The sequence below is a fragment of the Candidatus Dadabacteria bacterium genome (genome assembly GCA_026705445.1).
GTDB lineage: Bacteria > Desulfobacterota_D > UBA1144 > Nemesobacterales > Nemesobacteraceae > Nemesobacter.
Window position 1 is genome coordinate 39,115 of the sequence record JAPPAR010000013.1, and the last position, 25,934, is coordinate 65,048.

Consider the following 25,934-nt stretch of genomic DNA (forward strand, 5'->3'; position numbering starts at 1 on the left):
CCGCTTTTAGTTAGATTCTTCAGGAGAAAGGCATTGGAGCCGAGATGAATTTCACAAACTACGATACGGAAGGCTTTTACGACGAGGTATTTAAGGACAACTCCACCCCGCATGAATGGACCCGCTTTTTAACCGACAGGATAGAAAGTCTCTCTGACGGAGAGCTGATCGAGAGGCAGAAAGCAGCCGAGATGAACCTGTTCGAGATGGGGGTCACCTTCACACTTTACTCGGAAAAAAAGAAAAGTTCCGAGGAGAACATTTTCCCCTTCGACATAATTCCGAGGATAGTGTCTGCCGAGGACTGGGAGCTCATAGAAAGGGGTCTCAAGCAGAGAATCCACGCGCTTAACCTCTTCATAGACGACATATACAACGACCGGAAGATCCTTAGGGACAAGGTGGTTCCCAAGGAACTCATCCTCTCAAGCAGGGAGTTTCGCCTTGACTGCGTCGGCTTTTCCCCTCCGAAGAACATCTGGTGCCACATCACGGGAACGGACCTGATAAGACATTCGGACGGAAACTTCTACATCCTCGAAGACAACCTTCGCTCGCCCTCGGGCGTCTCCTACGTGCTTGAGAACCGCGAGCTTCTAAAGCGCACGTTTCCCAAGGTATTCGGCACCGTAGAGATAATGCCCATAAGCGATTACGGACTCCACCTCCATGACACCCTCCAGTACCTTCTCTCCGACAGAACAGCCAACCCGAAGGTGGTGCTTCTCACCCCGGGGATCTACAACTCGGCCTACTTCGAGCACTCGTTTCTGGCAAAGGAGATGGGAATAGAGCTTGTCGAGGGCAGGGATCTCGTCGTGGTAGAGAATTTCGTTTACCTAAAAACCACAAAGGGACTTGAAAAAGTGGATGTCATATACAGAAGGATAGACGACAACTTCCTCGACCCTCAGGTGTTCCGCCCGGATTCAGTGCTCGGAGTTCCGGGGCTTTTCAGCGCGTACAAGGCAGGAAACGTCGCCATAGCCAATGCCCCCGGAGGAGGGGTGGCCGACGACAAGATAATATACGCCTACGTAGAGAAGATAATAAAGTACTATCTGGGAGAAGAGCCCGTAATCCCGAACGTGCCGACGTATATATGCGAGGAGGATGAGGCCAGAAAATATGTGCTCGACAATATAGAGAAGCTGGTCGTAAAGCCCGCGAATGAATCCGGAGGATACGGGATAGTGTTCGGGCCCAAGGCGACAAAAGAGGAACTCGCCCAGGCAAAAAGAAACATAAAGGCGGACCCCAGAAACTACATAGCCCAGAAGACCATGTCCCTCTCCCGGGCCCCCGTGATAGCGGGTGATCACTTCGAGGGACGCCATGTCGATCTTAGGCCCTTCATTCTCTACGGAAAAGAAATATTCGTCCTGCCCGGAGGCCTGACCAGGGTGGCCCTGCGCAAAGGTTCGATGATAGTCAATTCGTCCCAGGGCGGGGGAAGCAAGGACACCTGGGTGCTTGCTCCCGCAAAGAACACCAAGGGCAAAGGAGGCGGAAAATCCTAAGCCGCGTCGCAGAATCTATATACTGGATGAGCCGCTATGCAGAGCGCGCCGGCAATACAGCGAGGCTTATAAGCGTAAACCTGAGCCTTGCCATTGACACCCACGACTCCGTTGAGCAGGAGTGGGACCCCATAGTGAAGGTGACGGGAGACATGGAGCTTTTCAGAAGCCTTTATGACAGCACAACCCGGGAGAACGTCATAAACTTCATGGTCCTTGACCGCAACAACCCGAACTCCATCATCTCCTGCGTTAACTGCGCCCGTGAGAACGCAAGTTCCGTAAGGGAAATAATCTCCTCTGAAATGTGGCTTCTAATAAACCGCTTCTACCACAAGCTAAACAACGAGGATGCCAGACAGAAGCTGCTTGACAACCCCGGCAAATTCTGCGAAGTGGCAAAGGTGCAGAGCCTTCTTTTCCACGGTTCCGGGTACATAAGCATATCCCACGGCGAGGCATGGCATTTCTCGGAACTCGGAAAGCAGATGGAACGGGCCGACAACACTTCAAGAATCCTCGACGTCAAGTACTACACCCTGCTTCCCAAGGCGGAACTCGTGGGAACGTCTATAGACAACATGCAGTGGATAGCGCTTCTTAAGTCAACAAGCGCCCTTGAGACATACAAGGCGAAGCACCAGCAGATATCCATAGGCAACGTGATCGATTTCCTCATCCTTGATAACCAGTTTCCCCGTTCAATAATTTACTGCATTGCGCAGGCCGACGAGTCTCTTCACTGCATATCCAACAGCCCTGCGGGCTGCTACAATAACGAAACCGAAAAAGAAATGGGAAGGCTTCTGTCTGACCTTCGGTTCATAAGCGTCGGGGAGATAGTACAGCACGGAATGCACGAGTACCTAAGCGGTTTCCAGTCCCAAATAAACGAGGTCGGAAACCGCATATACGACGATTACTTCAGCTACGGGATAACAGACAGCGTCCTTCAGGACTTTGACGATATCTGAGAAGGAGAAAACAGATGACTTTCTGCGTGGGAATGAGACTCAAGGAAGGAATAATCGGGCTAGCCGACAACCTCATAATAACGGGAAATGAAGCCATACGGGCAAAGAAGGTCACCACCCACAGGGCCGGGGACAACTCGTTTTTCCTTATGACGTCGGGGCTTCGCTCCGCGAGAGACAAGGCTATTACCTATCTTGACGAGGCGCTCGAACAATCCCAGGAATCGTTTGACCGCCTCTACAAGGCCGTGAATCTTTTCTCAAGGGAGCTTCGCAGGGTGAAAAAAGAAGATGGAGAGGATCTTTCCGAATCGGGATTTCCCTTCAACATATACTCCATAATAGGAGGGCAGTTCGAAAACGACGCCGAGCCCCAGCTTTTCCTCGTTTATCCCCAGGGAAACTGGATCAACGTGGGGACCACTTCCCCCTACGTTATAATAGGCGAGTCGAAATACGGAAAACCGATAATAAAAAGAACGCTTACCTACGACACGAACCTTGATACGGCGCTTCGCATCGCATACCTCGCGTTTGATTCAAGCCGCATAAACGCCATAGACGTCGATTTTCCGATAGACATCGTAGTCTACAGAAGCAATTCATTTTCCCTTGAGCAGTACAGATTCAACGAAAACGAACTGGCGGACATATCGGAGTGGTGGCAGGAGAGGCTCAGGAAATCAGCCGAGGAAATGCCCGCTGAATGGGTAAGAAAAATCCTTAACAGAAGCCCGAAAAGTGCTGCTTAGCATAGATCACAACACGACTTACTCTTACGGAAAAAAAGTGGTCCTGGCCCCACACACCGTGAGGCTTCGCCCCAGAGACGGCGGGGGGCAGATGACCCATATGTTCTCGCTCAGGACGGATCCCCCCGAAGCGGGAAGAAGCGTGAACTCGGATCTCGACGGAAACACTACCGTTACCCTTTGGTTTACGGGCGAGTTCGAGAGCCTCACAATTGGTACCAGCTGTGTCGTCGAGACGCTTCGGGAAAACCCTTTTGACTTCATAGTCTCAGACGTAAGGTTCCTTGACCTGCCGATGCAATACCCGCGCGAGCAGAAGATGGCCCTTCGCCCGTACCTCGCGGTAAGCAAAAGAACTGCCCTGGCGGTCTCGCCGCTTCGCGAAACGATTCTCTCGCAAACCATGGGAAGAACCACGGACTTTGTTCTCTCGCTCTGTGAGCACATACACGATAACTTTCCTCACGTCGCCAGGGAGCAGGGCGGCCCCTGGTCCGCGGAGAGAACTCTCAGGGAAAAAAGAGGGTCCTGCAGGGACCTCGTGGAACTTTTCTCAGCCGTCTGCCGCTCGGTCGGCCTTGCGTGCAGACACGTAAGCGGCTATGCACTCAGCGCAAGAAGAAAAAAAGGAGACGAGCTTCACGCCTGGGCCGAGGTCTACATACCGGGCGGAGGGTGGAGAGGCTACGATCCCTCCTCGGGTCTTGCGGTCTCGGACCGCCACGTGGCTGTCGCGGGGGGCGCCACCCACGGGCTCATCGCCCCCGTGTCGGGAAGCTTCTACGGGGACGGAGCCGGAGTCGAACTCCGGTTTCGCGTAAGGGTAAGAAAGACGGGGAAACGCCAGAAAAAAGCCCTGGGACTTCTCTGAGCAACGAAAACCCCACGGTAAACACTTCTTAAAAGTCGTGCAATCGCGATTTAACTCATGCTATAATTGATTCTTAGAGGAAGGCCAAGAAAATCAACGGGCCGCAACGGAAAATTACAGGTCATGTTATCGAAAAAAGGGGAGGGTATCCATATGGTTCGCGGGAAATTTAAATCCAGATTAAAGGCGCTCTTAGGCACTTTCGTAGTGGGCGCGCTTTTTACCCTTGTAAGCGGCGTCGCGGCAAACGCCCAGGAAGCATTCGGCGTAAGCAGCGTCCTGCTTGAGAAGATCACGGTCACGGCGCGAAAACGGGAGGAGCCGATTCAGAACATCCCGCTCTCCGTAACGCACTTCAGTTCCGAAGAGATTGACGCCCTTAAGGTAAGAGACCTTGAGAGTCTCGCCGTAAAGATGCCCAACGTCGCGCTCGACGACATCGGCACAGTAGGAGGGATCGCCAACTTTTCCATTCGCGGACTAGGGGTAAACAGTTCAATACCGTCTGTCGACCCGACTGTGGGAGTGTTCGTCGACGGCGTTTACTTCGGGGCAACAAACGGCGCCCTGTTCGATACGTTCGATATCGAGAGCATCGAGGTGCTCAGGGGCCCGCAGGGAACGCTTTTCGGCCGCAACGTGACCGGGGGCGCAATACTCGTTAACACGAAAAAGCCCGGAGATAGTCTGGAGACAGCCTTTCGCACCTCTTTTGAGGGGGGAGGAGAGGGTCTTAACAGTTACTACATGGGCACGGTGGGAGGACCTCTCGGCGAGACTGTACGCGCCAGGGTGACCGCGTACACAAACCAGGATAACGGCTGGTTTGAGAATCTTCACACCGGCGAAGCTTTCGGCGAACTGGACGTCCGGATGGTGCGGCCCGTGATTATCTGGGACCCCACAGACGACCTGAGCCTTGTGCTCCGATACCAGTACGACAGCGTTGAGGGTGACGGCCCCGCAGCGCAGAGCCACACAAACGGGTTCGGCGCCACGAACCAAGCGGCTGACTTTGACCGAGACAGCCACGACTTCAGCATTAATGAGGAAGGCAAAAGAGAAAACGAAGCTCATTTTTTCACCGCCCGGGCGGACTGGGACGTGGATTTCGGCGACGGCACGATTACAAACATTTTCGGCTGGCGTGATTCAGAAACCTTCTCGGCTCTTGACCTTGATTCCTCGCCGCTTGACCTGATGAGCGGGCAGGCATGGACCAAGTACAGGCAGTGGAGCAACGAACTTCGCTACGCGGGCAGGGTTCTCGAAAGCCTCCACGCAACCACGGGAGTCTACTATTTCAGCAATGAAATCAACTATCACGAGCGCCGCTCTCTTCTTGCCGGCGTTCTAGCGGCATCCGGTCAGCCGCTGCCTCCCGGAGCGGATGTTTCCCAGTCTGGAGGCGGAAACTACGACATCGAGACCCTGGGCCTGTTTCTGTCTCTTGATTACGACCTTACAAACCAGATTGTCCTTACCGCCGGCACGCGCTACACGCGCGAGAAAAGAGACGCCGAAATAGCACTGATTGCTACCAAGACTCCCCCCGCTTCATTAGCGCCGTCATGCAATATCGTCGAAGGTCCCGACTGCGAGTTTGACTTTACGGGCGGGGAAACCTGGCACAGCTGGTCTCCGAAACTCGGCGCTGCCTACTACATAAGCGACAGGGCCAACGTTTACGGACACTGGACCAGGGGATTTCGCTCGGGAGGCTTCAATCTCCGCAACGTCTCGCCCGTCCATCCCCCGGGACCGTATGATGAAGAAACGGTCGACAGTTTCGAGGCCGGATTCAAGGTCGCAAACAATCGCGGCCGCCTCTACGGAGCGGTTTTCTACAACATGATTGATGACCTGCAAAGGGAGATCAACTTCCCCGTTGAAGGACTCGGCATAGTCCAGCTGATCGACAACACCGCCGACGTCGAGACCTACGGTTTTGAACTAGACGGACTGTTCGCCGTCGCGGAGAACGTGCTTCTGGTCGGTTCGGTAGGGTATGTAAACCCGGAGTACACCAAGGTCAAGCATGATCTTAATCTTGACGGCAGCGTGGATGGAAACGACGAGACCCTTGATCTTCCCCGGGCCGCGAAGTGGACCTACAGCGTGGGACTTACCCACGACACGGGAGCAACCAGCTGGGGCCGGGTAACGTCCCGCATAAGCTACTCTTACCGCGACAAATCATACTTCAGCGACGACAACAGGGGCTACATACTGGAGCAGAACATACTTGACGCCGGAGTTGACATCATCCCCGGAAACGGCCGGTTCTCAATTGGCCTCTACGGCAAGAACCTGCTTGACGAAGTCAAGCATGGAGGGGACAGCCAGCTGCCCAGCATGCTGGGCACGCCGCCGCTTGCGGCTCCTCTTGGCGGCACGTTCTCCCCTCTTGCCAAAGGCAGGGTCTTCGGAGTTCAACTGACTTACAGGCACAGGAGCTGACAGGCAGGCAGGCGAGGATTTCCAGGCGGAAATCACTTCTTTACCCCTGAGGTGTTTTTGCACCTTTAGAAGATTTCTCAATCCCGGGAACTGCCATTTTCCTTTCGACCACCTGAAATCCAAATCCTCATACATGATTATTTCGGGTGTTGTAATAAAACCCTTGGTTGCTATATAATGTTTTTCTTCGCAGAAAGGAGTTTTTTATGAGCAGTTCAGCCCAGAGGGCGGAAATACTGGTCGAAGCCCTCCCCTACATAGAGGCGTTTCACGGCAAAACCGTCGTTGTCAAATACGGCGGAAGTGTAGCAAGCGCAGATCTTTCGAATTTCGTGCGCGACCTCATACTGATGAAGTACGTCGGGATAAAACCGGTAGTAGTCCACGGAGGAGGGCCCCAGATCCAGGAGCATCTCGACACTATGGGAATAAAATCCGACTTCATAGCCGGACTCCGAGTTACCAGCAGGCAGGTAATGGAAGTGGTAGAAATGGTGCTTGCAGGAAAGATAAACCAGCAGATCGTGACGTCGATAAACCGCCACCAGATGGAAACGGTGGGACTCTCGGGCAAGGAAGGGGGGCTTATAAAGGCTAAGAAGTTCGACCTTCACACCTTCGCCGCCAAACACAGTATAGATATTCCCGAGAACGCAGACCTCGGCTACGTGGGCGAAGTTCAGGAAATAAACCCCGAGGTAATCAGGGCGCTTGAAAGCAAAAATATCATTCCGATTATAGCTCCCATAGGGTTGGGGGAAGACGGAACCACCTACAACATAAACGCGGATCACGTGGCGGGTAAAGTAGCGGGAGCGCTTCGCGCTGCAAAGTTCATACTGCTGACCAATGTTGACGGCATCCTGGACAAAAAAGGAGAACTCATATCCTCCGTGACTAAAAAGCAGGCCGAGAGGCTTATCAGGAACGAGACAATAAACAGCGGAATGATTCCCAAGGTAATGTGCGCGCTTGAGGCTCTTGAAGAAGGGGTAAGCAAGGTGCACATAATAAACGGGGGAGTAAAAAGGGCTCTCATACTCGAGCTTCTTACCGATTCCGGAATAGGGACGGAGATAACCCTCTGAGGTAAGGGAAAATGGAAGATCCACGGGGAAAATACCTGATGAAGACCTACAGCCGTCTCCCCATAACGATGCGGAAGGGAAGCGGTTCGTGGCTTTGGGATACGGAGGGGAAAAAGTATCTTGACTACACAAGCGGGATAGCCGTTAACAACCTCGGGCACTGTCACCCAAGTATCACAGACGCCATAAAGTCCCAGACCGCCACCCTGATTCACACCTCAAACCTCTTTAACATAGAAAACCAGAGTGCGCTCTCCGAAATGCTCGTTTCAAACTCGTTTGCGGACAAGGTGTTTTTCTGTAACAGCGGAACCGAAGCCGTTGAAGCCTCGATAAAGCTCGCCAGGAAGTGGGGAGCGGAAAACGGCGAGAAATTCGCGGTCATCTCAACCGAAGGGGCTTTTCACGGAAGGACTTTCGGGGCACTCAGCGCCACGGGATCTGAAAAATACAAAGAAGGGTTTTCCCCTTTTCTTGAAGGATTCCACTTCGCTCCCTACGCAGACCCCGAGGCAATAGCCCGCCTGGCCGCCGAGATAAAACCCTGCGCGGTCATTCTTGAGCCGGTGCAGGGAGAAAACGGAGTTATAGTTCCACCCCCAGGGTATCTAGGGCAGGTAGAGGAGATCTGCAGGAAAAACGACATGCTGCTCATACTTGATGAGATCCAGGTCGGGATGGGAAGGACGGGAAAACTTTTTGCCTACGAGCATGAGGATGTAATGCCCGACATAGTGGCTCTCGCAAAGGCTCTTGGCGGCGGGGTGCCGTGCGGAGCGGTTCTGGCTACGGAGCATGTGGCAAAACATTTCACTCCCGGGGCGCACGGAAGCACTTTCGGCGGAAACCCTCTGGCCGCGGGGGCGGCCTGTGCCGCTATCGAAACGATACTTCGGGAAAACCTGCCCGAAAGGGCGGAAGAACTCGGATACTACTTTCTCGGCAAGCTTGAAGATGTCCGGGAAAAATATCCCGAGCATATAATGGAGGTAAGGGGAAAGGGGCTTATAATCGGAGTTGAGTTCTCAGAAAGCACCTTCGCGCGGAACTGTTTTTCGGCCTCGGTTAAAAACGGACTTCTGGTAATACTTACTGTTGAGCGGGTTTTTCGGATTCTTCCCCCGCTTAACACGAACAAAGAAGAGATTGACATTGCCGTCGCCCTAATAACGAAATCGATTGAGGAGGTAGCTTCAAGTGGGTAGGAATCTTCTTGCCGTCAGAGATCTTGAGAAAGACGAGATTAGGGAAATAATCCGTCGCGCCGGCGAACTCAAGGAACTGAAAAAACGGGGCGAGAGCCCAAAAAGCCTCAAGGGCATGTCGGTGGGTCTTCTTTTTGAAAAACAGTCGACCAGAACGAGGCTTTCCTTCGAAGCAGGCCTTTTCGACCTGGGCGCCCAGGCGATTTACATGAATCCGTCGGATACACAGCTCGGAAGGGGGGAGACCATAGCTGATACGGCGAAGATTCTCTCCTCCTACCTTGACGGGATAATAATAAGAACCTACGGACAGGAAAAAGCCCTCGAGCTCGCGGAGAACTCTACAGTCCCCGTGATAAACGCTCTTACCGACCTTGAGCATCCAACACAGATAATCTCCGATCTGTTTTCAATTTCGGAGCAGGGAATAAACCCCGAGAAGTTCAAGCTTGCTTTTCTCGGCGACGGAAACAATATTGCCAATTCCTTCGTAGCCGTCTCCGCGATAATGGGTTTTGACCTTTCGGTGGCGGTTCCCGAGGGATATGAGCCAAGCCCGACAATTATAGACGAGGCCACGGAACTCGGAAACTCGGAAATTGAAGTCATCCACGACCCCGTATCCGCAGTAAGGGAAGCTGACGTGATCTACACCGACGTCTGGGTAAGCATGGGGGAGGAGGGAAAAGGCACCGAGATTTTCAAGGGCTTTCAGGTAAACGAGAAACTTGTTTCGTCCTGCCGCAAAAAGCCCCTGATAATGCACTGTCTTCCGGCTCACAGGGGAGAAGAGATAACCGCGGAGATAATGGACAGTCCGAACTGCATCGCCTTTACGCAGGCCGAGAACAAGCTTCACGCGGGAAAAGCCATACTTGAATTCTGTCTTCTTGATTAGCCGGTAAGAATTCCCAAATGGAGTACTGTTTTAGAACAGAGAAAAAACGGGCCCTAACGTCCGGTCAGCGCAGAAATTCCTTTACGTTGCGTGCGGCCTGTTTCGTCATACCCTTTATAGATGCGAGCTCTTCGGCCGTGGCCCCCTTTATTTTCTCCACGCTTCCGAAGTGGTTAAGAAGCAGAAGTTTTCTTTTCTTTCCTATGCCCGGAACGCCGTCCATCTGTGAAGTCAGAGCCTTGCCCTTCCTCAGTTCCCTGTGATAGGTGACTGCGAAGCGGTGAGCCTCGTCCCTTACCCTCATCAGAAAGTAGACGCCTTTTTTGTTTGACGAAAAATCGCAGGGCTCGCCCTTTCCATGCAGGTAAATCCTGTCAATGCCCGCCCGTCCCTCGGTTTTCGCTATCGAGGCAAGATCGACCTCGTTTTCCACTCCGCAGTCCCGAAGAGCGAAGTGGGCGGCGTTCAGCTGCCCCTTCCCTCCGTCTATAAGAATGAGGTCCGGAAGGTCCCAGTCCTTTTCCTCGGCCCGGCGAGCCCTTCTGTAAACTACCTCGTACATCGACCGGAAATCATCCGGGCCCGATGGGGTAGTAATTCGGTATCTTCTGTACCTGTCCCTTTCCACCCGGGCGTTTCGAAACCTGACCAGCGACGCGACCGTATGCTGTCCCTGGATATTCGATATGTCGAAACATTCTATCGTATAGGGAACCCGCTTTATCCCGGCTGATTTTCTTATGCTTCGAAGAAGCGTGCCCTGTCTGGCTTTTTCCTCGGCTTTTCTCGAAAAACTCTCCCGCGCGTTTTTCATCGCGAAGCGCACAAGTTCGCTTTTAGGCCCCCTAACAGGCACCTCGACGTAAACCCTCTTCCCCCTTTTGCCGGTGAGCCACTCCGAGTATCCCTCGCGGTCTCTTATGGAAGCAGGAAGCAGAACTCTCTTCGGGACGTAATGATCAGAGAAGTAAAATCTGCCGAGAAACTCCCTCACGCATTCCGCCTCATCGCCGTGGGGGCTCTTTACTGAAAAATCAAGCTTGTCGACCACCGAGCCGCCCCTTGAGAGCAGAACGGTAAACTCATAGTTCTCGGAGTCTCTGTAAAAACCCACTACGTCCATGTCTTCGAATCTTGAAGATGTAGACCTTTCGATCTCGGCATTTTCCTTAAGGCTCACGAGCTGGTCCCGGTAATAGGCAGCGTTCTCGTATCTGCCCTCCTCAGATGCTCTCTCCATCATCTCCCTGATCATCCTCACAAGTTTGCTTTTCTCCCCACGTAGAAACGATGTTGCCTGTTTCACAAGCTCCCCGTAGTCCTCGTCCGAAATCCTGCCCGCGCAGGGGCCCGAGCAAAGCTTCATGAAATAATTGAGACAGGGCCGGGTGCTGTGCCTTTCGAACTTGCTCTGGGTGCAGTCCCTGAGAGGAAAAAGCCTGTGGACGAGGTTCACCGTGCTCTTAAGAAACTTGCCCGAGGCAAACGGACCGAAATAAAGCGCACCGTCGTCCCGTATTCTCCTCGTGCGCGAAAGCCTGGGGAACTTCTCTCCCACCGAAAGGCGAAGAGAAGAAAACGTCTTGTCGTCCTTAAGGCGTATGTTGTACTTCGGCTTGTGACGCTTTATAAGGGAGTTCTCGATGAAGAGGGCTTCGCTTTCCCCCTCGGTCACCACGTAGTCGATCGAGTCGACTTCCCTTACCAAGTACGGTATCTGTCCCCTGTCGCTTTCCCCCTGGAAATAGGACATCACCCGAGTGCGCAGGTTCTTGGCCTTGCCTATGTAGACCGGGGTGCCACCCGCCCCTTTCATTATGTAAACCCCGGTTGTAGAGGGAAAAGATTCGGAAAGCTCGAGGATTTTTTCGCGCATAAGATGCAGAAAATCAAAAGCCGTTATAAAAACAGGACTGATCCAGCGGGGGAATTGTCGGAGATCTGCGTTGAAAGGAGAAATTCAGGCGGGACAGTTTTTTGATAATTCTCGGTTTCAAGACATTACTGGAATGTTCTGTTGTTTTTCCTCGGTTCGATCAGGACCACCAAAATCGTAATCAGCGCATTTATGGCGAGCAGAATAAGATCTATGCGTAACCCCATCATCATTTTCGGTACGAGTCCGAAAAGCGACATTAAAAACACAATCAGGCTTACAACCGTAACAACCGGGATTACGGAATTGAAGGTTCTTCCCTTGCACAGAATTGCGGTAAGAACCATAGGTGCCATGAGAGCAGTGCCCATGAATCCCGACACGGCAAGAGATATAATTCCCTGAGAACTCTTCATGGCAACAATGAAAGAAGCTATGCAAAATACCAGTATAACCAGCTTCACAAAAACAACAGGAGATACTTTTAACTTTCTGCTAAACCTTCCAAGGGCATTGTTAATCTCAGATCCGAGAGCGAAAAACTGGGAGTCAGATGTGGACATGGCTGCCGCCAGAATGCCTATCAGGGCAACGGCACCTATAACAGGATTCTGCTCAAGTATCAGTTTGCCAATGAACTCCGGACCCGTTTTAGCCGGTATTGCGATCGCACCGTACAAGCCAATTATAAGCCCCGCTATCAGAAGCAGAAAGGTGAAAGACGCATGCAGAACCGGGATTTTGCGCCTCTCGTTCAGACCCTTCAGAATGCTGAGCCTCGAAGTCAACTGAGGCTGCGACACAGGCAGAAGCACAATTGACAGAAACCCGGCAATAAGCCACTGAACGGACAACAGTCCCTTGGGACCAGGAGCAGACAGAAGCGCAGGCTCCTCCGCCGCCACGGCCTGAACCAACTTTCCAATGCCTCCAAAGTTATCCAGGACAATAAATGCCATTATCCATATAACGGTAAACAGCACAATCCCCTGAAGTGAATCACAATACATAATGCCTCTGAGCCCCCCTATGGAAGAGTACAGGTACATAAGAAACAGTATGGTGACAGCCCAGCCCCACTGGGGAACCTCATAGGGAACAATGTGGGCCAGAATGCCCGACGCTCCTTTTATCTGAATTGCTATGTAGGGAACGAGGAATATGGCAAGACCCAGAACATATACGAAAACTCCATGGGAACGAAAAGTTTCACGCAGCAGATCCGATATGCTGCGAAAATCCGTTGAAGAGATCCTTTCCCTTAATCTAAGCGAGAGCCAAAGCGTGAAAACGGCTAAAGCCATATCGGTAACGCCAAGGAATATCCACGTTCCCACGCCGTGTACGCGGAAGAAGTTGGGCATCCCTATCAATATGAATGTACTGTAGAGGGTAGCGAAAAAGGTTAAGAATCCAATTATAGTCCCAAGACTGCCGCCCGCAAGAAGGAACTGGTATTCATCCCCCTTGTTTTTCCGGTTTCCTATGACAGCAAGGGATATCAGCACTGCAAGATACACTAGTGCGACTGCAATAAATGCTGTTCCCCTGTTTGTGTCCATTTCTTCCTCTTATATAAGCAGACTACCCTTGGTCACCGGACTTAAACATTGCCCAGACAAGCAACACGTATATAGCGAGTGATATTCCCAGTCCGGCCCACAGGGTCCTGGGAAGTCCCAGAAAATATGGCTCCGCCACCCCATATGGGATTACCAGGGGAGTGAAAGACAGCGCCGCCAGAACAGATACCGCCACCCCAAAGAATATCCAAAGATTCTTGTTATTCATGCCAAAAACACAACTGCCCACTAACGTTAGAACTTCTGAAAAAGCTAACCAAATCCACAGGAAAGTGTCAAACAGGCTGAGATCAACCGTAGTTTTTTCGCTCCAATGGGTTCACAGGAGAAATCCAAACCCGGCTGTTCCTTCCACTCCCCCAAGAATCCTTCCTTCGACCTAACTTGATACTTATGTCACCATGCGTTACGATTCCCAACTGTCATGAAAACCGACACCCTTTACCTTGAGACCTACGGCTGCCAGATGAACGAGTACGACTCGGACAGGATACAAAACGCTCTCGGAGCCGGTATCACCGAAGACCCGAAAGAGGCCGACATAGTGATCGTAAACACTTGCGCCATAAGGGAAAAGGCCGACCAGAAAGCCCTCAGCAGCCTTGGGCGCTTCAAGCATCTGAAGGCGAAAAACCCAGAGCTTATAGTCGGGGTGTCAGGGTGCGTAGCGCAGCTCTACGGAGAGGATCTCATCCGCAGGATCCCGCATCTTGATTTCGTGCTCGGACCCCGCGCGATTCCGGAACTTCCGCGTCTTATAGAAGAAATAAAGGAGAAAAAATCAAGGCCTGTCGAGACGTCTTTTGACGTCCAGGAACCCTTCGACGTTCTCCCCTACCACCAGGAGGGAAAACCCACGGCGTTTGTCTCCATACAGCAGGGATGCAACAAGAAGTGCGCTTACTGCATAGTGCCCACGGTAAGGGGCTCCGAGGTTAACAGGCCCCTTGAGGACATAATCACAGAAGCCCGCCACCTTATCGCTAAGGGAGTAAAGGAAATAACCCTAATAGGACAGACGGTTAACTCGTGGAAGCTCGGCGGGCTTAAGTTCGGAGACCTGCTTCGGGTACTCGAAGAGCTTGACGGTCTTCAGAGAATAAGGTTCACGACCTCTTACCCGAGAGACATAACGAAAAAAATGGTGGAGGCAATGGCAGACATACCCAAGGTATGCCGTCATATTCATCTGCCCGTGCAGTCGGGCTCTGACAAAGTGCTCAGGCTCATGAACAGAACCTACACAAGGAGCTGGTACTTAGATTCGGTTAACAAGCTCAGGGACGCCATGCCGGACATAGCCGTGTCTTCTGATATAATAGTAGGGTTCCCTGGAGAAACAGAAGATGATTTCGAGGAGACAATAAGCCTCGTCGAGGAGGTCGGGTTTGACAGCTCTTTTTCGTTTAAGTACTCGCCACGCCCCGGAACGGTGGGAGAGGAGCTTTGGAGATCGGGAGAAAGGGTGGAAGATTCGACTGCAGGCAAGAGGCTCGCGCGCCTTCAGGAATACCAGCGGGCAATCACTCTTTCGAAAAACGCGCAGAGAATAGGCAGATCCGAGCAGGTGCTGGTTGAGGACGCAAGCAGAAACAACTCCTCATGGCTTTCCGGGAGAACTGAGCACAACAGGATAGTAAATTTCCCCGGAGGAAAAGAGCTTATCGGAAAAATGGTGGACGTGAAGATAACCGAAGGGCTTGCGAATTCGCTTAGAGGACAATACCTGAATTAACACAGGGAGGGAGAAAAAATGTTTCTTGAGATGAAGGTTTCCTGCATAGTAGCCGACCCGTTTACCGATATGCCTGTCGTCATTCTGAATGAAGAGGAAGGGGAAAAGAGTCTTCCGCTTTGGGTAGGATTCGAGGAGGCAAGTGCAATAGCAATGGAGATCAAAAAAACTCCGAGACCGAGACCTCTCACCCACGATCTTCTGAAAAACGTAATCGCCGCCACCGGTTACGAGGTTATTGAAATAGAGATCACGGAACTTCGGGAAAACACTTTTTACGCCCGCCTTCGCATCAGAAAAGACGGAGAGGAGCTGCTGGTGGATTCCCGCCCGAGCGACGCTATAGCGATAGCGCTGAGGACCGGGTGCCGAATCATGGTCAATGAAGACGTTATAAAAGCCGCTCTCAGCGTAAAAGTCGGTGATAAAGGCCAAAGCGCGGGCGACGTGCTGGAAGAAATGCCGGATGAGGATTTCGGCAAGTACAAGATGTGATCAGCGGTTTCGGAGTATATACTCCTCAAGGAATTTCCTGTCTCCCTCGATCACATCGAAAACCTCCCCGCAACGGTCACACTCTATGTTGATCCGCTTCGGCGGGTAGCTTATCCCGCAACTCATCACGAACCAGCCAAAAAGAGAGTATCTCTGCCTCGGAACCACCCACGGATCTCCGACGGAGTACCCGCAGGCACAGACCCTTGAGTCCCGAGTGTGAGTGCTCATGCGTAAACCATGCGTGCGCAGACCTCCACCCGCACTCTAGACGTCGTGGTAACCCTTTTCCCCGTGGTCCGTTATGTCAAGACCCTGGCTCTCTTCATCCTCATTCACCCTGAGCCCGACGAGCATGTCGACAATCTTGAGCACTATATAGCTTACTACGGCGGTGTATACGATCGTGAATATTCCCCCATAGAGCTGAACGCCGAGCTGCGCGCTTATGTCGAGATCCACAATCGAACCGCCGTAAGCGGTTGAAGCGAATATCCCGGCAAGCACGATTCCCACAAACCCGCCGACCCCGTGAACCCCTACGACATCAAGCGCGTCGTCATACCTGAAACGGAACTTGATATAGGTCGCCGCTATGTAGGCAAGAATCGAAGACGCGCATCCTATCGCTATGGCTCCAATCGGTCCCACGGTGCCCGAAGCGGGGGTTATGGCCGCGAGACCAGCGATAGCTCCAGTCGCGAAACCCAGAGCACTGGGCTTGCCCGACCTCACGTTTTCAATGAATATCCAGGTGAGAGCGGCAACGCAGGGAGAAATCTGGGTTACTACAACCGCCATGGCCGCCTGCCCTCCGGCCGCAAGGGCGCTTCCCCCGTTAAATCCGAACCATCCGACCCAGAGCATCGCGGTACCTATCATGGTAAGAGTGAGATTGTGCGGAAGCGGAAGCTGTCTGGGGTAACCTCTCCTGACCCCGATCATTATCGCTGCCACCAAGGCCGCGGTACCCGCCGTGATATGAACGACTATTCCGCCCGCAAAGTCAATCACTCCCATGTCTCCGAGATAGGAGCCCTCTCCTCCCCAGACCATGTGCGCGATCGGGAAGTAGCAGAATATCACCCAAAGGGCGGTAAACAGAAGCATAGCTGAGAATTTCATTCTCTCGGCGAACGCCCCGATTATAAGTCCCGGGGTAATAATCGCGAAGGTAAGCTGGAAGACGAAGAACAGAAGCTCGGGGATCGTTCCCGAAAGAGTGTCGATTCCCACCCCATGCAGAAAGGCCTTCGAGAAGCCTCCCACAAAGGCGTTCATCCCAAGTTCTCCAGCTGCCATGCCGGTGGTATCGAAAGCCATGCTGTAACCGAAAAATGTCCATATAACCGTTACGACTGCGGTAATCGAAAAGCACTGCATCAATACTGAAAGAACGTTTTTCTTGCCGACCAGTCCCCCGTAGAAAAGCGCAAGCCCGGGAATCATCATGAAAAGAACAAGCCCGGTTGAAATCAGTATCCAGGCGGTATCGCCTGTATCAAGCTCACTCGCCGACGCGGGGTCGGTAAAAGAAAAGAAAGCCAAAACAAAAAAGAAAGCCAAAAGTGAAAGCGTTTTTTTTAAACTCATCACGTACTCCCCTCCTCCTATTCCGTATTCAACTTTCCAAGTATATCACATAATGGGACCGTAAAACGAAGTTTCAGAAGGCCTCATTAAGCATGCGTAACTGCTCGGGGGAAAGTCTCCATCCCGAGGCCCCGCAGTTCTCGACCGTTTTCGCCACCGAATCCGCCTTCGGAATTACGATGACATTCTCCTTGCAAACACACCAGTTAAGGGCGACTTGGGCCTCCGTCTTCCCGGTCTCAGCGGCTATCCGGGACAAATTTCCGCCCCCGGGGCGACAGAGCCTCCCGGCGTCAAGCGGAGTGTACGCCATTATTGTCACGTCCTTATCCAGGCAGTAGGGAAGCAACTCTTTTTCTATCTTCCTTGATCTGAGGTTGTAGAGCACCTGGTTTGAGACTATGGGGTAGTTGGGAAAACAGTGCTGAGCCTCGCGCATCTGACTCACGGAAAAATTGCTCACCCCCACGTAGCTAACGCATCCGCGGTCAACCAGCTTCTCAAGCGCCCTCATTGTTCCTTTTATAGGATAGTCGGGATTGGGCCAGTGTATCTGGTAAAGGTCTATGCAGTCCATGCCAAGCTTCTCGAGGCTTGCCTCGCAGGATGCAAGCACGCTGTCGTGGGCAAGATTCCTTCCCGAAACCTTTGTGGCTATGATGACCTCGTCCCTGAAGGACCGCACGGCTTCTCCTACTATATTCTCCGTGTAGTACCCCTCGGCGGTGTCTATAAGCGAGGCCCCAAGTTCGATTCCCGCCCTCAGAGGTTCCACTCCTCCCTTGTAACTCCAAGTGCCGAGCCCGATCTCGGGAACGAGAACTTCCGTGTTTCCAAGCTTTTTAAAATTCATGCCGCGCAGTCCTTACGCTTTATGCCAACAAGTTATTCGTCCAAGTGGATGAACCTGCAGACAAGGAAAAAGGTTTCTCTGAATTCGACAAGATATTTTTATCTTCCGTCAGTACGCTTTTTAATCCGTCACGTGAAAAGTCCCACAAGCCTCTTATCCCGGAATTCTTTTTCCGTAACCGTCCAGATGAAAAACCTCTTCCTGACTTTTCCTCAACTTCCCGGTAGCAATCTGTCTTTTGTCGAAGTAACCGAACGGAAGCACGGTAAGGACGTCTAGATCTTCCGGCACTCCAAGATACCTTTTAAGCTCATCCTTCTCTATTCTTCCTATCCAGCAGGACCCTAATCCGTGGCTCCACGCCACTAAAACCATGTTCTGCGCAGCCCTAGTGCCGTCAATCTGGTGCCACTTGCTTGTCGGATCCACCAGAAGCACCACCGCGAAAGCCACCTGCACGATGAAGCTGCCGCTTGTACAGTATTTTCCCATTTCCCGGAGCATTGCGCGGTCCTTTATAAGCACGAATTCCCACGGTTGATTGTTGTGGGCACTCGGCGAGAGCCTCCCCGATTCCATGACCTCCATGATGACTTCGTCCGGAACTTCCCCATCGAGGTAACTCCTTACGGAACTAAGCGATCTTACGCACTCGTAAACGTTCATAACTCCTCCACCTGCGAAATTGGTTGAAGGTTAGTATACCGGCTTTGACCGTACGGCAGAACAGGGAATATCCACCTTCGACGAGCCCTCAGTCTGCCTGTTTCCAGACAAGCCTGGATTTCCCTCTGGTCAAGGAAGCAACCTTCTCTTCAAGGCTCGCAGCGACACCGAGAGGTGCTGTGAGATCGAAGTGAACATTCTCCCCGCGCTTGACGCTCGTTATCGTAACGCCTGACTTCTCAAACAGAATCCGTATGGAATTTTCATGGGCGTAGGAAAAAACAAGGTGCCCCGCCCGCACCGGGACATGGTCTTCAAGCTCAAGCTCCCCCAAGGCCGCCCTCAGGGAATCCGTGTATGCCCTCAGAAGCCCGCCGGGACCGAGCTTTATCCCTCCGAAATACCGGGTTACCACGGCCGCTATCTCCCCTATGCCGCTGTGTTCCAGAAGAGTCATCATGGGCCGCCCGGCGGTTCCCGAGACCTCCCCGTCATCGCCGAAACCGATGTCCGTTCCCCCCGGGGCGCAGGCCAAAAACGCATAGCAGTTATGGCTTGCCGTGGGGTGAAGAGCCCTTACGCTCCCTATGAAATCTTCGGCCTCACCTCTAGTGCCCGCACGCCCGACAGTGGCTATGAATCTGCTTTTCTTTATAATCCGCTGCGCCGTCGAGACTCCCGCAGGAACCTGGTAGAAAACATCCTCCACGCTATCTGCCTCCGGTCGAGAAAAATACCCTATTCTCGACCATCTGGGCAAAAACCGCTCCCACGGATACAGCGGATTACCTTCTGCGGGTTTTTCACTGTATAATGGTTTAGCGGTCGCGCGCCGCCTGAAATTTGCTTTTTATCCGATGGGATCAAGGCTTGGCAGCCGCTTGGTTTTTCGGTCCCGTAAAATATTTGCTCGTATACCATTGGTCAAAAAAACAAGCATTTTCTCCCTTATTTTACGGTACAGATACTCGTTTCTAACCGGTCTTGTCTCTCTTACGCTGGTGGATATGGCGCAGCTATCGGTTCCCATAGTAATCCAGTGGATAATAGATGAGCTAACCTTGGAGAGCGCAGATTTTTCCCTCATAACCAAGTACTCCCTCTACATCCTCGGGCTCGGGCTACTAATGGCGTTTTTCCGCCTCGGCTGGCGGTACTTCATAATGGGCGGGGCGAGAAAAATAGAGTACTCGCTCAGAAACGATTTCTTCGAGCACCTCCAGAAGCTTAACTTCGATTTCTTCTCGGGAAGAAAGGTTGGCGACTTGATGGCGCACACGGTAAACGACATAGAGACTCTCAAGTTCTCCTGCGGCCTGGGCCTGCTCATAGCGTATGACGGAGTATTCCTGTTTTTCTTCATCTTCGCAGCGATGATCTACATTTCTCCCGAGATGGCCTTCTACGCGTTTTTGCCGTTCCCCGCACTCGCCGTCTTCGTATACAAGTTCGGAAACATGATAGAGAAGAGGTTCCAGCGCTCCCAGGATTCCTTCTCAGAGCTCACCGAAAGCGCAAGGAAGCCGGTCTCGGGAATCAAGGTAGTAAAAGCGTTCGGACTTGAGCGGGCCGAGGGGCGGGATTTTGAACGTGCAAGCGAAGACTACCTTGAAAAAAACGTACGCCTAGTGAAAATCCGCGCAGGCTTCCAGCCGTTTATATATTTCGTGCCCTCATTAGCGATGGCCCTGTTTCTTTTCTTCGGCGGAGCGGGCGCAATCGGTACCGAAATAACCCTCGGAGAGTTCTCCGCCATACTCATCTACCTAATGATGCTCGCCTGGCCGATGATGGCCATGGGATGGGCGATCGATCTTCTAAAAAGGGGGAACGCCTCGATAAACAGGCTGAACGACATTTTCGCGGTTGAACAAAAAGACGACACCCGGGCAGGGGAGAAGGACTACGAACTCAAGGGAGACATAAGGTTCTCCGGGGTTTCCTTTTCCTACGGCTCCGCTCCGGCTCTGCGCGAAGTCAACCTCCGCATACCCTGCGGGACGACTCTGGGAATAACGGGGCTCGTGGGCTCCGGGAAGACCACGTTGATGAAGCTGCTCATGAAAATCCACGAGACCGAACCGGGCGCAATAACGGTCGACGGGATCGACATAAGGGAAATATCAAGAAAAAGCCTTCAGGAGACCATCGTCTACGTGCCGCAGGAAATAACCGTGTTCAGCGGAACGGTCTATGACAACATAACCTTCATAAACCCAAGCATAACCCGCGAGCAGGTGGAGAGAGCCGCCAAGACGGCGGGGATATACGAACAGATAATGGAGTTTCAGCAGGGATTCGACACCGTGGTGGGAGAGCGGGGACTCAGCCTCTCGGGAGGACAGCGACAACGCCTGGCCATAGCAAGGGCCCTGGTGCTCAATCCCGAAGTCCTGATACTTGATGACGTGCTTTCGTCCCTTGATCCGCAGACAGAGAACACCGTGATAACAAACGTGATAGAGGCAATGCGCGGGCGCACGGTGGTGATAATCTCAAACAGAATATCCTCCGTAGGCGGGCTCTCGCGGATCGCGGTCATGAAAAACGGAGAGATAATCGAAAGCGGGGAGCGCAGGGAACTGGTGGAGCGACGCGGAGTTTACTACGCGCTTGAAAGACTGCAGTCTGTCTAAGGTGTATAAATGAGCGACTTGGAGAGAAACAGGAAATCAACTTACGATCTTAAGATCATGGGGTGGATTCTGGGCTTTTTGGGAAAGTACAGAGGTTACTTTGCCCTGTCCCTTCTTCTGATGATGGCCACCGCGGCGCTTGAGATCACGGTTCCCTACCTCATCAAAGTCGCGGTCGATGACCATATTTATCCCACATGGAGCAAGGCCGAGGGAGGGGAAGAAGCGGAGCGGGCACTCTCGGGACTCGGGACAGAATCCACGCTTGCCCTTGCGGACGGAGGATTTCTGGTCGATTTCTCAAAGCTCTCCTCCTCGGAGAAAGACAGAATCGAGCGCTCGGGCGCCCTGTTCTCCGAGACAAAATATATCGTGGTCAGCCCCGGGGAATTTGAGGGAGATGAAAAGCAGGAGGTTTTGGGAATAATAGCCAGAAACGCTTCCCTGTTTGAAGAAACCGAAGGGGTCGCGTTTCTGGCTCACTCAGACCTTGGATCACTCGCCAAAGAGGAAGTGTCGCTTCTTCGCTCAAAACAGATAAAAAGGCTCAAAACCCTCGCTTTATACGTGGTTTTATCGGTGGTTGGAATTTTCATCTTCACCTCTTCTTTTACCTACATTCTTCACTACTCGGGCCAGAAAATAATGCACGACATGCGAAACCACACCCTCTCCCATATACTCTCACTTCCCCAGCAGTACTTCGACCGAAATCCCGTGGGCAGGATAACCACACGCGTCACAAACGACGTTAACGCCATAAACGAGATGTACACCTCCGTTCTCATACACTTCATAAAGGACATCATAATCATAATCGGCACTCTGGTGATCATGTTCAAGATGAACGTCGGGCTCACGCTTATAATCGTCGCGCTTACGGCGTTCCTTACTTTCACGGTATCTATCTTCCGAATGAGGCTTCGACTGGTGTACAGGGAAATCCGAAGAACCATAGGCAAGCTTAACGCCTTTGTCGCAGAAAGCATGAGGGGAATAGTGCTCCTTAAGCTTTACGGAAAGGAGAAAACAAACTTCGAGAAATTCTGGGAGGTAAACACGGAAAACTACAGGGCCAATATACAGCAGCTCTGGGTCTACGTGATTTTCCGCCCTTCCATAGAGTACGTAGGCATAGCGGCAACCGGGATAATCCTGTGGTACGGGGCGATCGGGGTCATGAACCTTGACCTGTCCCTAGGAGCCCTGCTCGCGTTTCTTTACTACGTAAGGATGATATTCAAGCCCATCCAAGAACTTTCAGAAAAATTCAATGTCTTCCAGTCCGCCGTTGCAGCCTCCGAGAACCTCTACGACACTCTGGCGGAAAAATCTGAGGTAAGCGGATCTCTGGTGCCCGCGACAACCGAAGGATCTCTTGAGTTCCGGGGCGTGTGGTTTTCGTATAACGAGCGGGAATGGGTGCTCAAGAACGCATCCTTTACAGTAAGACCTGGAGAGAGTGCCGCCCTTGTGGGAATCACGGGAGCGGGGAAGACGACCATCGTGAACCTGCTCCTTAAATTCTATAAACCCCAGAGGGGCCAGATTCTCTTTAACGGCACAGATATCGAGGAACTGTCAAACAGGTACCTGCGCTCTAACATAACCGCCATCTTCCAAGACCTGTTTCTGTTCGAAAAGGACATATCCGACGAAAGGGACGAGCGGGATGGTCCGGCAGCCGAACCCGTAAAGCTTTCTTCGGGAGAAACCCAGGCCCGGTCGATCGAAAAAGCGGTCAGGAAAAATTCGAAACTTCTTATAATGGACGAGGCAACTTCCCATCTGGACGCGGAAACTGAAAAAAGAATACAGGAAGTGATAAGAAGCACCGCCGGCTCTCAGACAAGGTTGGTCATAACCCACAAGCTCTCAACCCTAAAGGACGTTGATAACGTAATAGTGATCCATAAGGGGGAAGTAGTGGAGCAGGGAACTCACGAGAAGCTGATTCAGAACAAAAACATCTACCACACTCTGTACGAATTTCTGAGAAAAACCGCGGCGGATCCCCTCCCGGGCTCCGGCGCATAACACCTGCCCGGCGCCTAAAATACCCGGAGAAGCTTAAGGGCCATAAGCCCGACGGCAACGACAAGAGCCATCCTTATGTATTTTCCGCCGCCCCTTACGGAAAACGTGGCGCCGAACCATCCGCCGACCGAATTTCCCGCGGCGAGACAGATGCCTATGAACCAGCTTATGTTGCCGCTTAGAAAAAATATGAGGATCGCTGGAATCGTGTAGATAAGCACCACAATCACCTTGTGCGCGTTTACCTTGGCTAGGGATGCTCCCATAAGATGATAAAGAGCCGCCATTATGAAAAGTCCCACGCCGACCTGGATAAAACCTCCGTAAAAACCTATAAGCACAAGTGCCGGGTAAAGAACCCACCCCCGCCCTGTTTCGCCGCCGCCGAGCAGCTTGCCGAAAGAATCAACTTTAAGGAAAAAGGATGCGCAGACGAAGATAAGCACGACGGCCAAGATTTTTTCGAAAAGCTCATCTCCCACCCGCACCGCCGCAAAAGCTCCCACCAAAACGCCGGGGAGGGTGAAGGCCGCGAGCCTGACGCTGGTTTTAATGTCGGCAACGCCCTCTTTTCTGAAGGAAAGAGCCGCAAAGAAATTCTGAAACAAAATCGCCACCCTGTTTGTTCCGTTTGCGACTGTGGGATCAATCCCAAGAAATATGAGCACGGGAAGAACGATGCTGCTTCCTCCACCCGCCATCACGTTTATCACTCCCGCCAGAACGCCCGTGAAAAAAAGCAGAACTAAAGAAAAAAGATCGTATTCTTGCATGTTATTCGGACTCCGGCCACGACAGAGGTCAGGAGAAAATTTTTTGCCGCCGCCAACCCGCACCGAACCCCTTTCCGTGAACTGAAAACAAGATTAGAGAGAATCGGCATCCGCCGTGGCCGGTTCTCTTGGTTTTTCCCAATCCCCTCGAATGTCATTTAAATGATAACCGAAACTCATGGCATTAGCCTCCAGTGCCTCTTAATTGGCAGGTGGTATGCCAAAAGGCTGTGGGAAATTCGGGTCTCTTGGCACACCTCGGCAGTTGTTCATCTCCCAAGGGAGTGAACAACAGGGAAGCAAAACAGAGGTGATTACCGGATTCTTGTCCGTGATTCCATAAAAGATTCCAGATGTGTTAGAATTTTAAGGAAGAAAAAAGAATCTGGTTGTCTGGAGGACTGCGAAATTACTGTCCGAACATGCGGCTGTGAAATTATTAAGAGCAGGCAGGGCAAAGCGTAATGTCGGCAAATCAGAAATTGCGGTATCAGGAGGAAGATGATGAAAGTTAAAACACATGGAATGCTTCTGGGCTTGTTTTTCTCGTTAGTGCTTGTTTTTTCGTTCAGCATTGAAGCTTCGGCTCATGAGGGAAGTCAGGGCAACAAGATAGCGGAAGGTGTCAGTATCGCAAGCGAAGCGGAGGTGGGGGAGTTTCTTTCCCACATAATTGAACATTTTAATCCGTTATTAAGAGTCAACAACCCCAACCCCACTCTGGAAGAACAAAAAGAACTGGTAAGCCTCTGGGTGATATTTTTCGAGGAACTAAGAAAGCAAGGAGTTTTTAACGATGGCGACGACATGTACTCCATCATAATAAATTCCGCTAATATCATAGACAATCACCCGGGACATCCCGAATTGTATGGCAAAGTGGTTGACCCGGACGCCCAAGGTTCGCAGATCGGGGATACCTTAAGGAAATTAATCGAAGAAGAGGGTTGCACGGGGTACAGATACGACGGAAAAGACAGACAGGCTTGCGGAGAGAAAGTGGATACCATCTACGGAGAGTTCGTGGTCATAGCCGGTTTTCATCACGACGAAGAAGACCCTGTTATAATCGAACCCGACTGTACGGGTCTCGAACTTGATACCACCGCCGGGGATGTTGAAAACGAAGAGAGTCTGGATACGCAGAAGCTGCTTCTTAAACTGTATGTAAAAAGCGTTATCTCCGTCACTCAGGACATTCTTGTGGACGGCAGAAAAAAAGCGGAGGAGGAATTGAGGAAGGGGAACCCTGACAGGGTTGTAACGTTTGAGGAGATGGCTTCCATAAGGTATACGGAATTTCAGAAGAAAATCGCTTGTTTTTCAGAAGGAGTCTTCAAGGAAGGCAGCATATATGTTTTCATCATGGAATTGGATGAAGATGCCACCGTGGTTCTAAACGGAAACAGTCCTCAACTGAACGGACTGAATCTTAAGCTGAGGGATCCGAATCCAAATCCGGCTGACGGGGAAAGAAACAAGGACATTGCTAACCTGCTCAGGAGTTCGATAACCGAAGACGGGATGGTTAAAGACGGAAAAGGGAGCTTTGTCGAATATCATTGGTTGCGTCCCGGTGATGAACCAACTCCGCAATGGCTGGAAAATAACCTAGTTCCAGGCAATTCGCACAAGATAAGTTACGTTGAGGTAGCAGACGTAGGTCACCATGAAGATCCTATCGGTCGCTTCATGTATATCTTTGGTTCAGGAGTTTATCCCGAATCTGATGAAGGCAACGGAGCGTGTACAGTTGCCGGGAGTGACAATACTCCCAAGGGAGCTTTGCTCAATCTGTTTCTGACAGCTTCTGTTTTGTTCTCGGTAGTTTTTCCCGGAAGACGCGCCCGGAAGGAATTCTTCCGAAAGCTCCGGAATTGGCGTAATGACTGATCATCACGGGCAGAAAAGCGGATTGG

22 protein-coding genes are annotated in these 25,934 nt (G+C 51.9%); 13 read left to right on the plus strand and 9 right to left on the minus strand.

Annotated elements, in window-relative coordinates:
* Positions 1 to 44 precede the first annotated feature (44 nt).
* The 8 genes from OXG75_02905 to argF all read left to right on the plus strand — a co-directional run bounded on the left by OXG75_02905 (position 45) and on the right by argF (position 9,768).
* Positions 45 to 1,520, plus strand: coding sequence for a circularly permuted type 2 ATP-grasp protein (locus OXG75_02905; GenBank protein ID MCY3624938.1), 1,476 nt, complete (start codon positions 45 to 47; stop codon positions 1,518 to 1,520).
* A gap of 26 nt (positions 1,521 to 1,546) precedes the next feature.
* Entirely contained in the window at positions 1,547 to 2,494 is a 948-nt protein-coding gene (locus tag OXG75_02910) for an alpha-E domain-containing protein (protein ID MCY3624939.1), read from the plus strand.
* A 14-nt stretch (positions 2,495 to 2,508) separates the two neighbouring features.
* Positions 2,509 to 3,246: a peptidase gene (locus tag OXG75_02915; protein MCY3624940.1), complete on the plus strand. Its 738-nt coding sequence runs from the start codon at positions 2,509 to 2,511 to the stop codon at positions 3,244 to 3,246.
* Positions 3,236 to 4,117, plus strand: a complete 882-nt coding sequence (locus OXG75_02920; protein MCY3624941.1) for a transglutaminase family protein — start codon at positions 3,236 to 3,238, stop codon at positions 4,115 to 4,117. Before OXG75_02915 ends, OXG75_02920 begins: the two co-directional genes overlap by 11 nt.
* A gap of 153 nt (positions 4,118 to 4,270) precedes the next feature.
* Entirely contained in the window at positions 4,271 to 6,577 is a 2,307-nt protein-coding gene (locus tag OXG75_02925) for a TonB-dependent receptor (GenBank protein MCY3624942.1), read from the plus strand.
* 206 nt (positions 6,578 to 6,783) lie between these two features.
* A complete protein-coding gene (gene argB, locus OXG75_02930) occupies positions 6,784 to 7,665 on the plus strand; it encodes an acetylglutamate kinase (GenBank protein ID MCY3624943.1) in 882 nt (293 codons plus the stop codon).
* Between the two features lie 11 nt (positions 7,666 to 7,676).
* Entirely contained in the window at positions 7,677 to 8,870 is a 1,194-nt protein-coding gene (locus OXG75_02935; protein MCY3624944.1) for an aspartate aminotransferase family protein, read from the plus strand.
* Positions 8,863 to 9,768 (plus strand): ornithine carbamoyltransferase, encoded by a 906-nt coding sequence (gene argF / locus OXG75_02940; protein ID MCY3624945.1) that lies wholly within the window; start codon positions 8,863 to 8,865, stop codon positions 9,766 to 9,768. The genes OXG75_02935 and argF overlap by 8 nt, the downstream gene beginning before the upstream one ends.
* A gap of 64 nt (positions 9,769 to 9,832) precedes the next feature.
* On the opposite strand, the gene uvrC is transcribed toward argF, so the two are convergent.
* The 3 genes from uvrC to OXG75_02955 all read right to left on the minus strand — a co-directional run bounded on the left by uvrC (position 9,833) and on the right by OXG75_02955 (position 13,435).
* The gene (uvrC, locus tag OXG75_02945) at positions 9,833 to 11,644 is read right to left on the minus strand and encodes an excinuclease ABC subunit UvrC (protein ID MCY3624946.1); all 1,812 of its coding nucleotides are present in this window, start codon (positions 11,642 to 11,644) and stop codon (positions 9,833 to 9,835) included.
* Between the two features lie 125 nt (positions 11,645 to 11,769).
* Positions 11,770 to 13,206: a hypothetical protein gene (locus OXG75_02950; protein MCY3624947.1), complete on the minus strand. Its 1,437-nt coding sequence runs from the start codon at positions 13,204 to 13,206 to the stop codon at positions 11,770 to 11,772.
* 22 nt (positions 13,207 to 13,228) lie between these two features.
* Positions 13,229 to 13,435, minus strand: a complete 207-nt coding sequence (locus OXG75_02955; GenBank protein ID MCY3624948.1) for a hypothetical protein — start codon at positions 13,433 to 13,435, stop codon at positions 13,229 to 13,231.
* A 216-nt stretch (positions 13,436 to 13,651) separates the two neighbouring features.
* Between OXG75_02955 and miaB the strand changes: the two genes are divergently transcribed.
* Both miaB and OXG75_02965 read left to right on the plus strand, forming a co-directional pair.
* A complete protein-coding gene (gene miaB / locus OXG75_02960; protein MCY3624949.1) occupies positions 13,652 to 14,962 on the plus strand; it encodes a tRNA (N6-isopentenyl adenosine(37)-C2)-methylthiotransferase MiaB in 1,311 nt (436 codons plus the stop codon).
* An 18-nt stretch (positions 14,963 to 14,980) separates the two neighbouring features.
* A complete protein-coding gene (locus OXG75_02965) occupies positions 14,981 to 15,457 on the plus strand; it encodes a bifunctional nuclease family protein (protein ID MCY3624950.1) in 477 nt (158 codons plus the stop codon).
* Here OXG75_02965 and OXG75_02970 read toward each other — a convergent pair whose 3' ends face one another.
* From OXG75_02970 to OXG75_02990, 5 genes are all read right to left on the minus strand, one after another.
* Positions 15,458 to 15,688, minus strand: coding sequence for a hypothetical protein (locus tag OXG75_02970; protein ID MCY3624951.1), 231 nt, complete (start codon positions 15,686 to 15,688; stop codon positions 15,458 to 15,460).
* Positions 15,689 to 15,724: 36 nt separating this feature from the next.
* Positions 15,725 to 17,050 (minus strand): ammonium transporter, encoded by a 1,326-nt coding sequence (locus OXG75_02975; GenBank protein ID MCY3624952.1) that lies wholly within the window; start codon positions 17,048 to 17,050, stop codon positions 15,725 to 15,727.
* 73 nt (positions 17,051 to 17,123) lie between these two features.
* The gene (locus OXG75_02980; GenBank protein ID MCY3624953.1) at positions 17,124 to 17,903 is read right to left on the minus strand and encodes an aldo/keto reductase; all 780 of its coding nucleotides are present in this window, start codon (positions 17,901 to 17,903) and stop codon (positions 17,124 to 17,126) included.
* Between the two features lie 153 nt (positions 17,904 to 18,056).
* Positions 18,057 to 18,569: a nitroreductase family protein gene (locus tag OXG75_02985; GenBank protein ID MCY3624954.1), complete on the minus strand. Its 513-nt coding sequence runs from the start codon at positions 18,567 to 18,569 to the stop codon at positions 18,057 to 18,059.
* Positions 18,570 to 18,657: 88 nt separating this feature from the next.
* Positions 18,658 to 19,329 (minus strand): YigZ family protein, encoded by a 672-nt coding sequence (locus OXG75_02990; GenBank protein MCY3624955.1) that lies wholly within the window; start codon positions 19,327 to 19,329, stop codon positions 18,658 to 18,660.
* A gap of 160 nt (positions 19,330 to 19,489) precedes the next feature.
* Between OXG75_02990 and OXG75_02995 the strand changes: the two genes are divergently transcribed.
* Positions 19,490 to 21,205 (plus strand): ABC transporter ATP-binding protein, encoded by a 1,716-nt coding sequence (locus OXG75_02995; GenBank protein MCY3624956.1) that lies wholly within the window; start codon positions 19,490 to 19,492, stop codon positions 21,203 to 21,205.
* A 9-nt stretch (positions 21,206 to 21,214) separates the two neighbouring features.
* Positions 21,215 to 23,242 carry an ABC transporter ATP-binding protein gene (locus OXG75_03000; protein ID MCY3624957.1) on the plus strand — a complete coding sequence of 676 codons (2,028 nt, stop codon included), beginning with the start codon at positions 21,215 to 21,217 and terminating at the stop codon, positions 23,240 to 23,242.
* Between the two features lie 14 nt (positions 23,243 to 23,256).
* On the opposite strand, the gene OXG75_03005 is transcribed toward OXG75_03000, so the two are convergent.
* Complete coding sequence (locus OXG75_03005) at positions 23,257 to 24,015, minus strand: sulfite exporter TauE/SafE family protein (protein ID MCY3624958.1); 759 nt, start codon at positions 24,013 to 24,015, stop codon at positions 23,257 to 23,259.
* A gap of 504 nt (positions 24,016 to 24,519) precedes the next feature.
* On the opposite strand from OXG75_03005, the gene OXG75_03010 reads away from it, so the two are divergent.
* Positions 24,520 to 25,908 carry a hypothetical protein gene (locus tag OXG75_03010; GenBank protein ID MCY3624959.1) on the plus strand — a complete coding sequence of 463 codons (1,389 nt, stop codon included), beginning with the start codon at positions 24,520 to 24,522 and terminating at the stop codon, positions 25,906 to 25,908.
* The last annotated feature ends 26 nt before the right edge of the window (positions 25,909 to 25,934 follow it).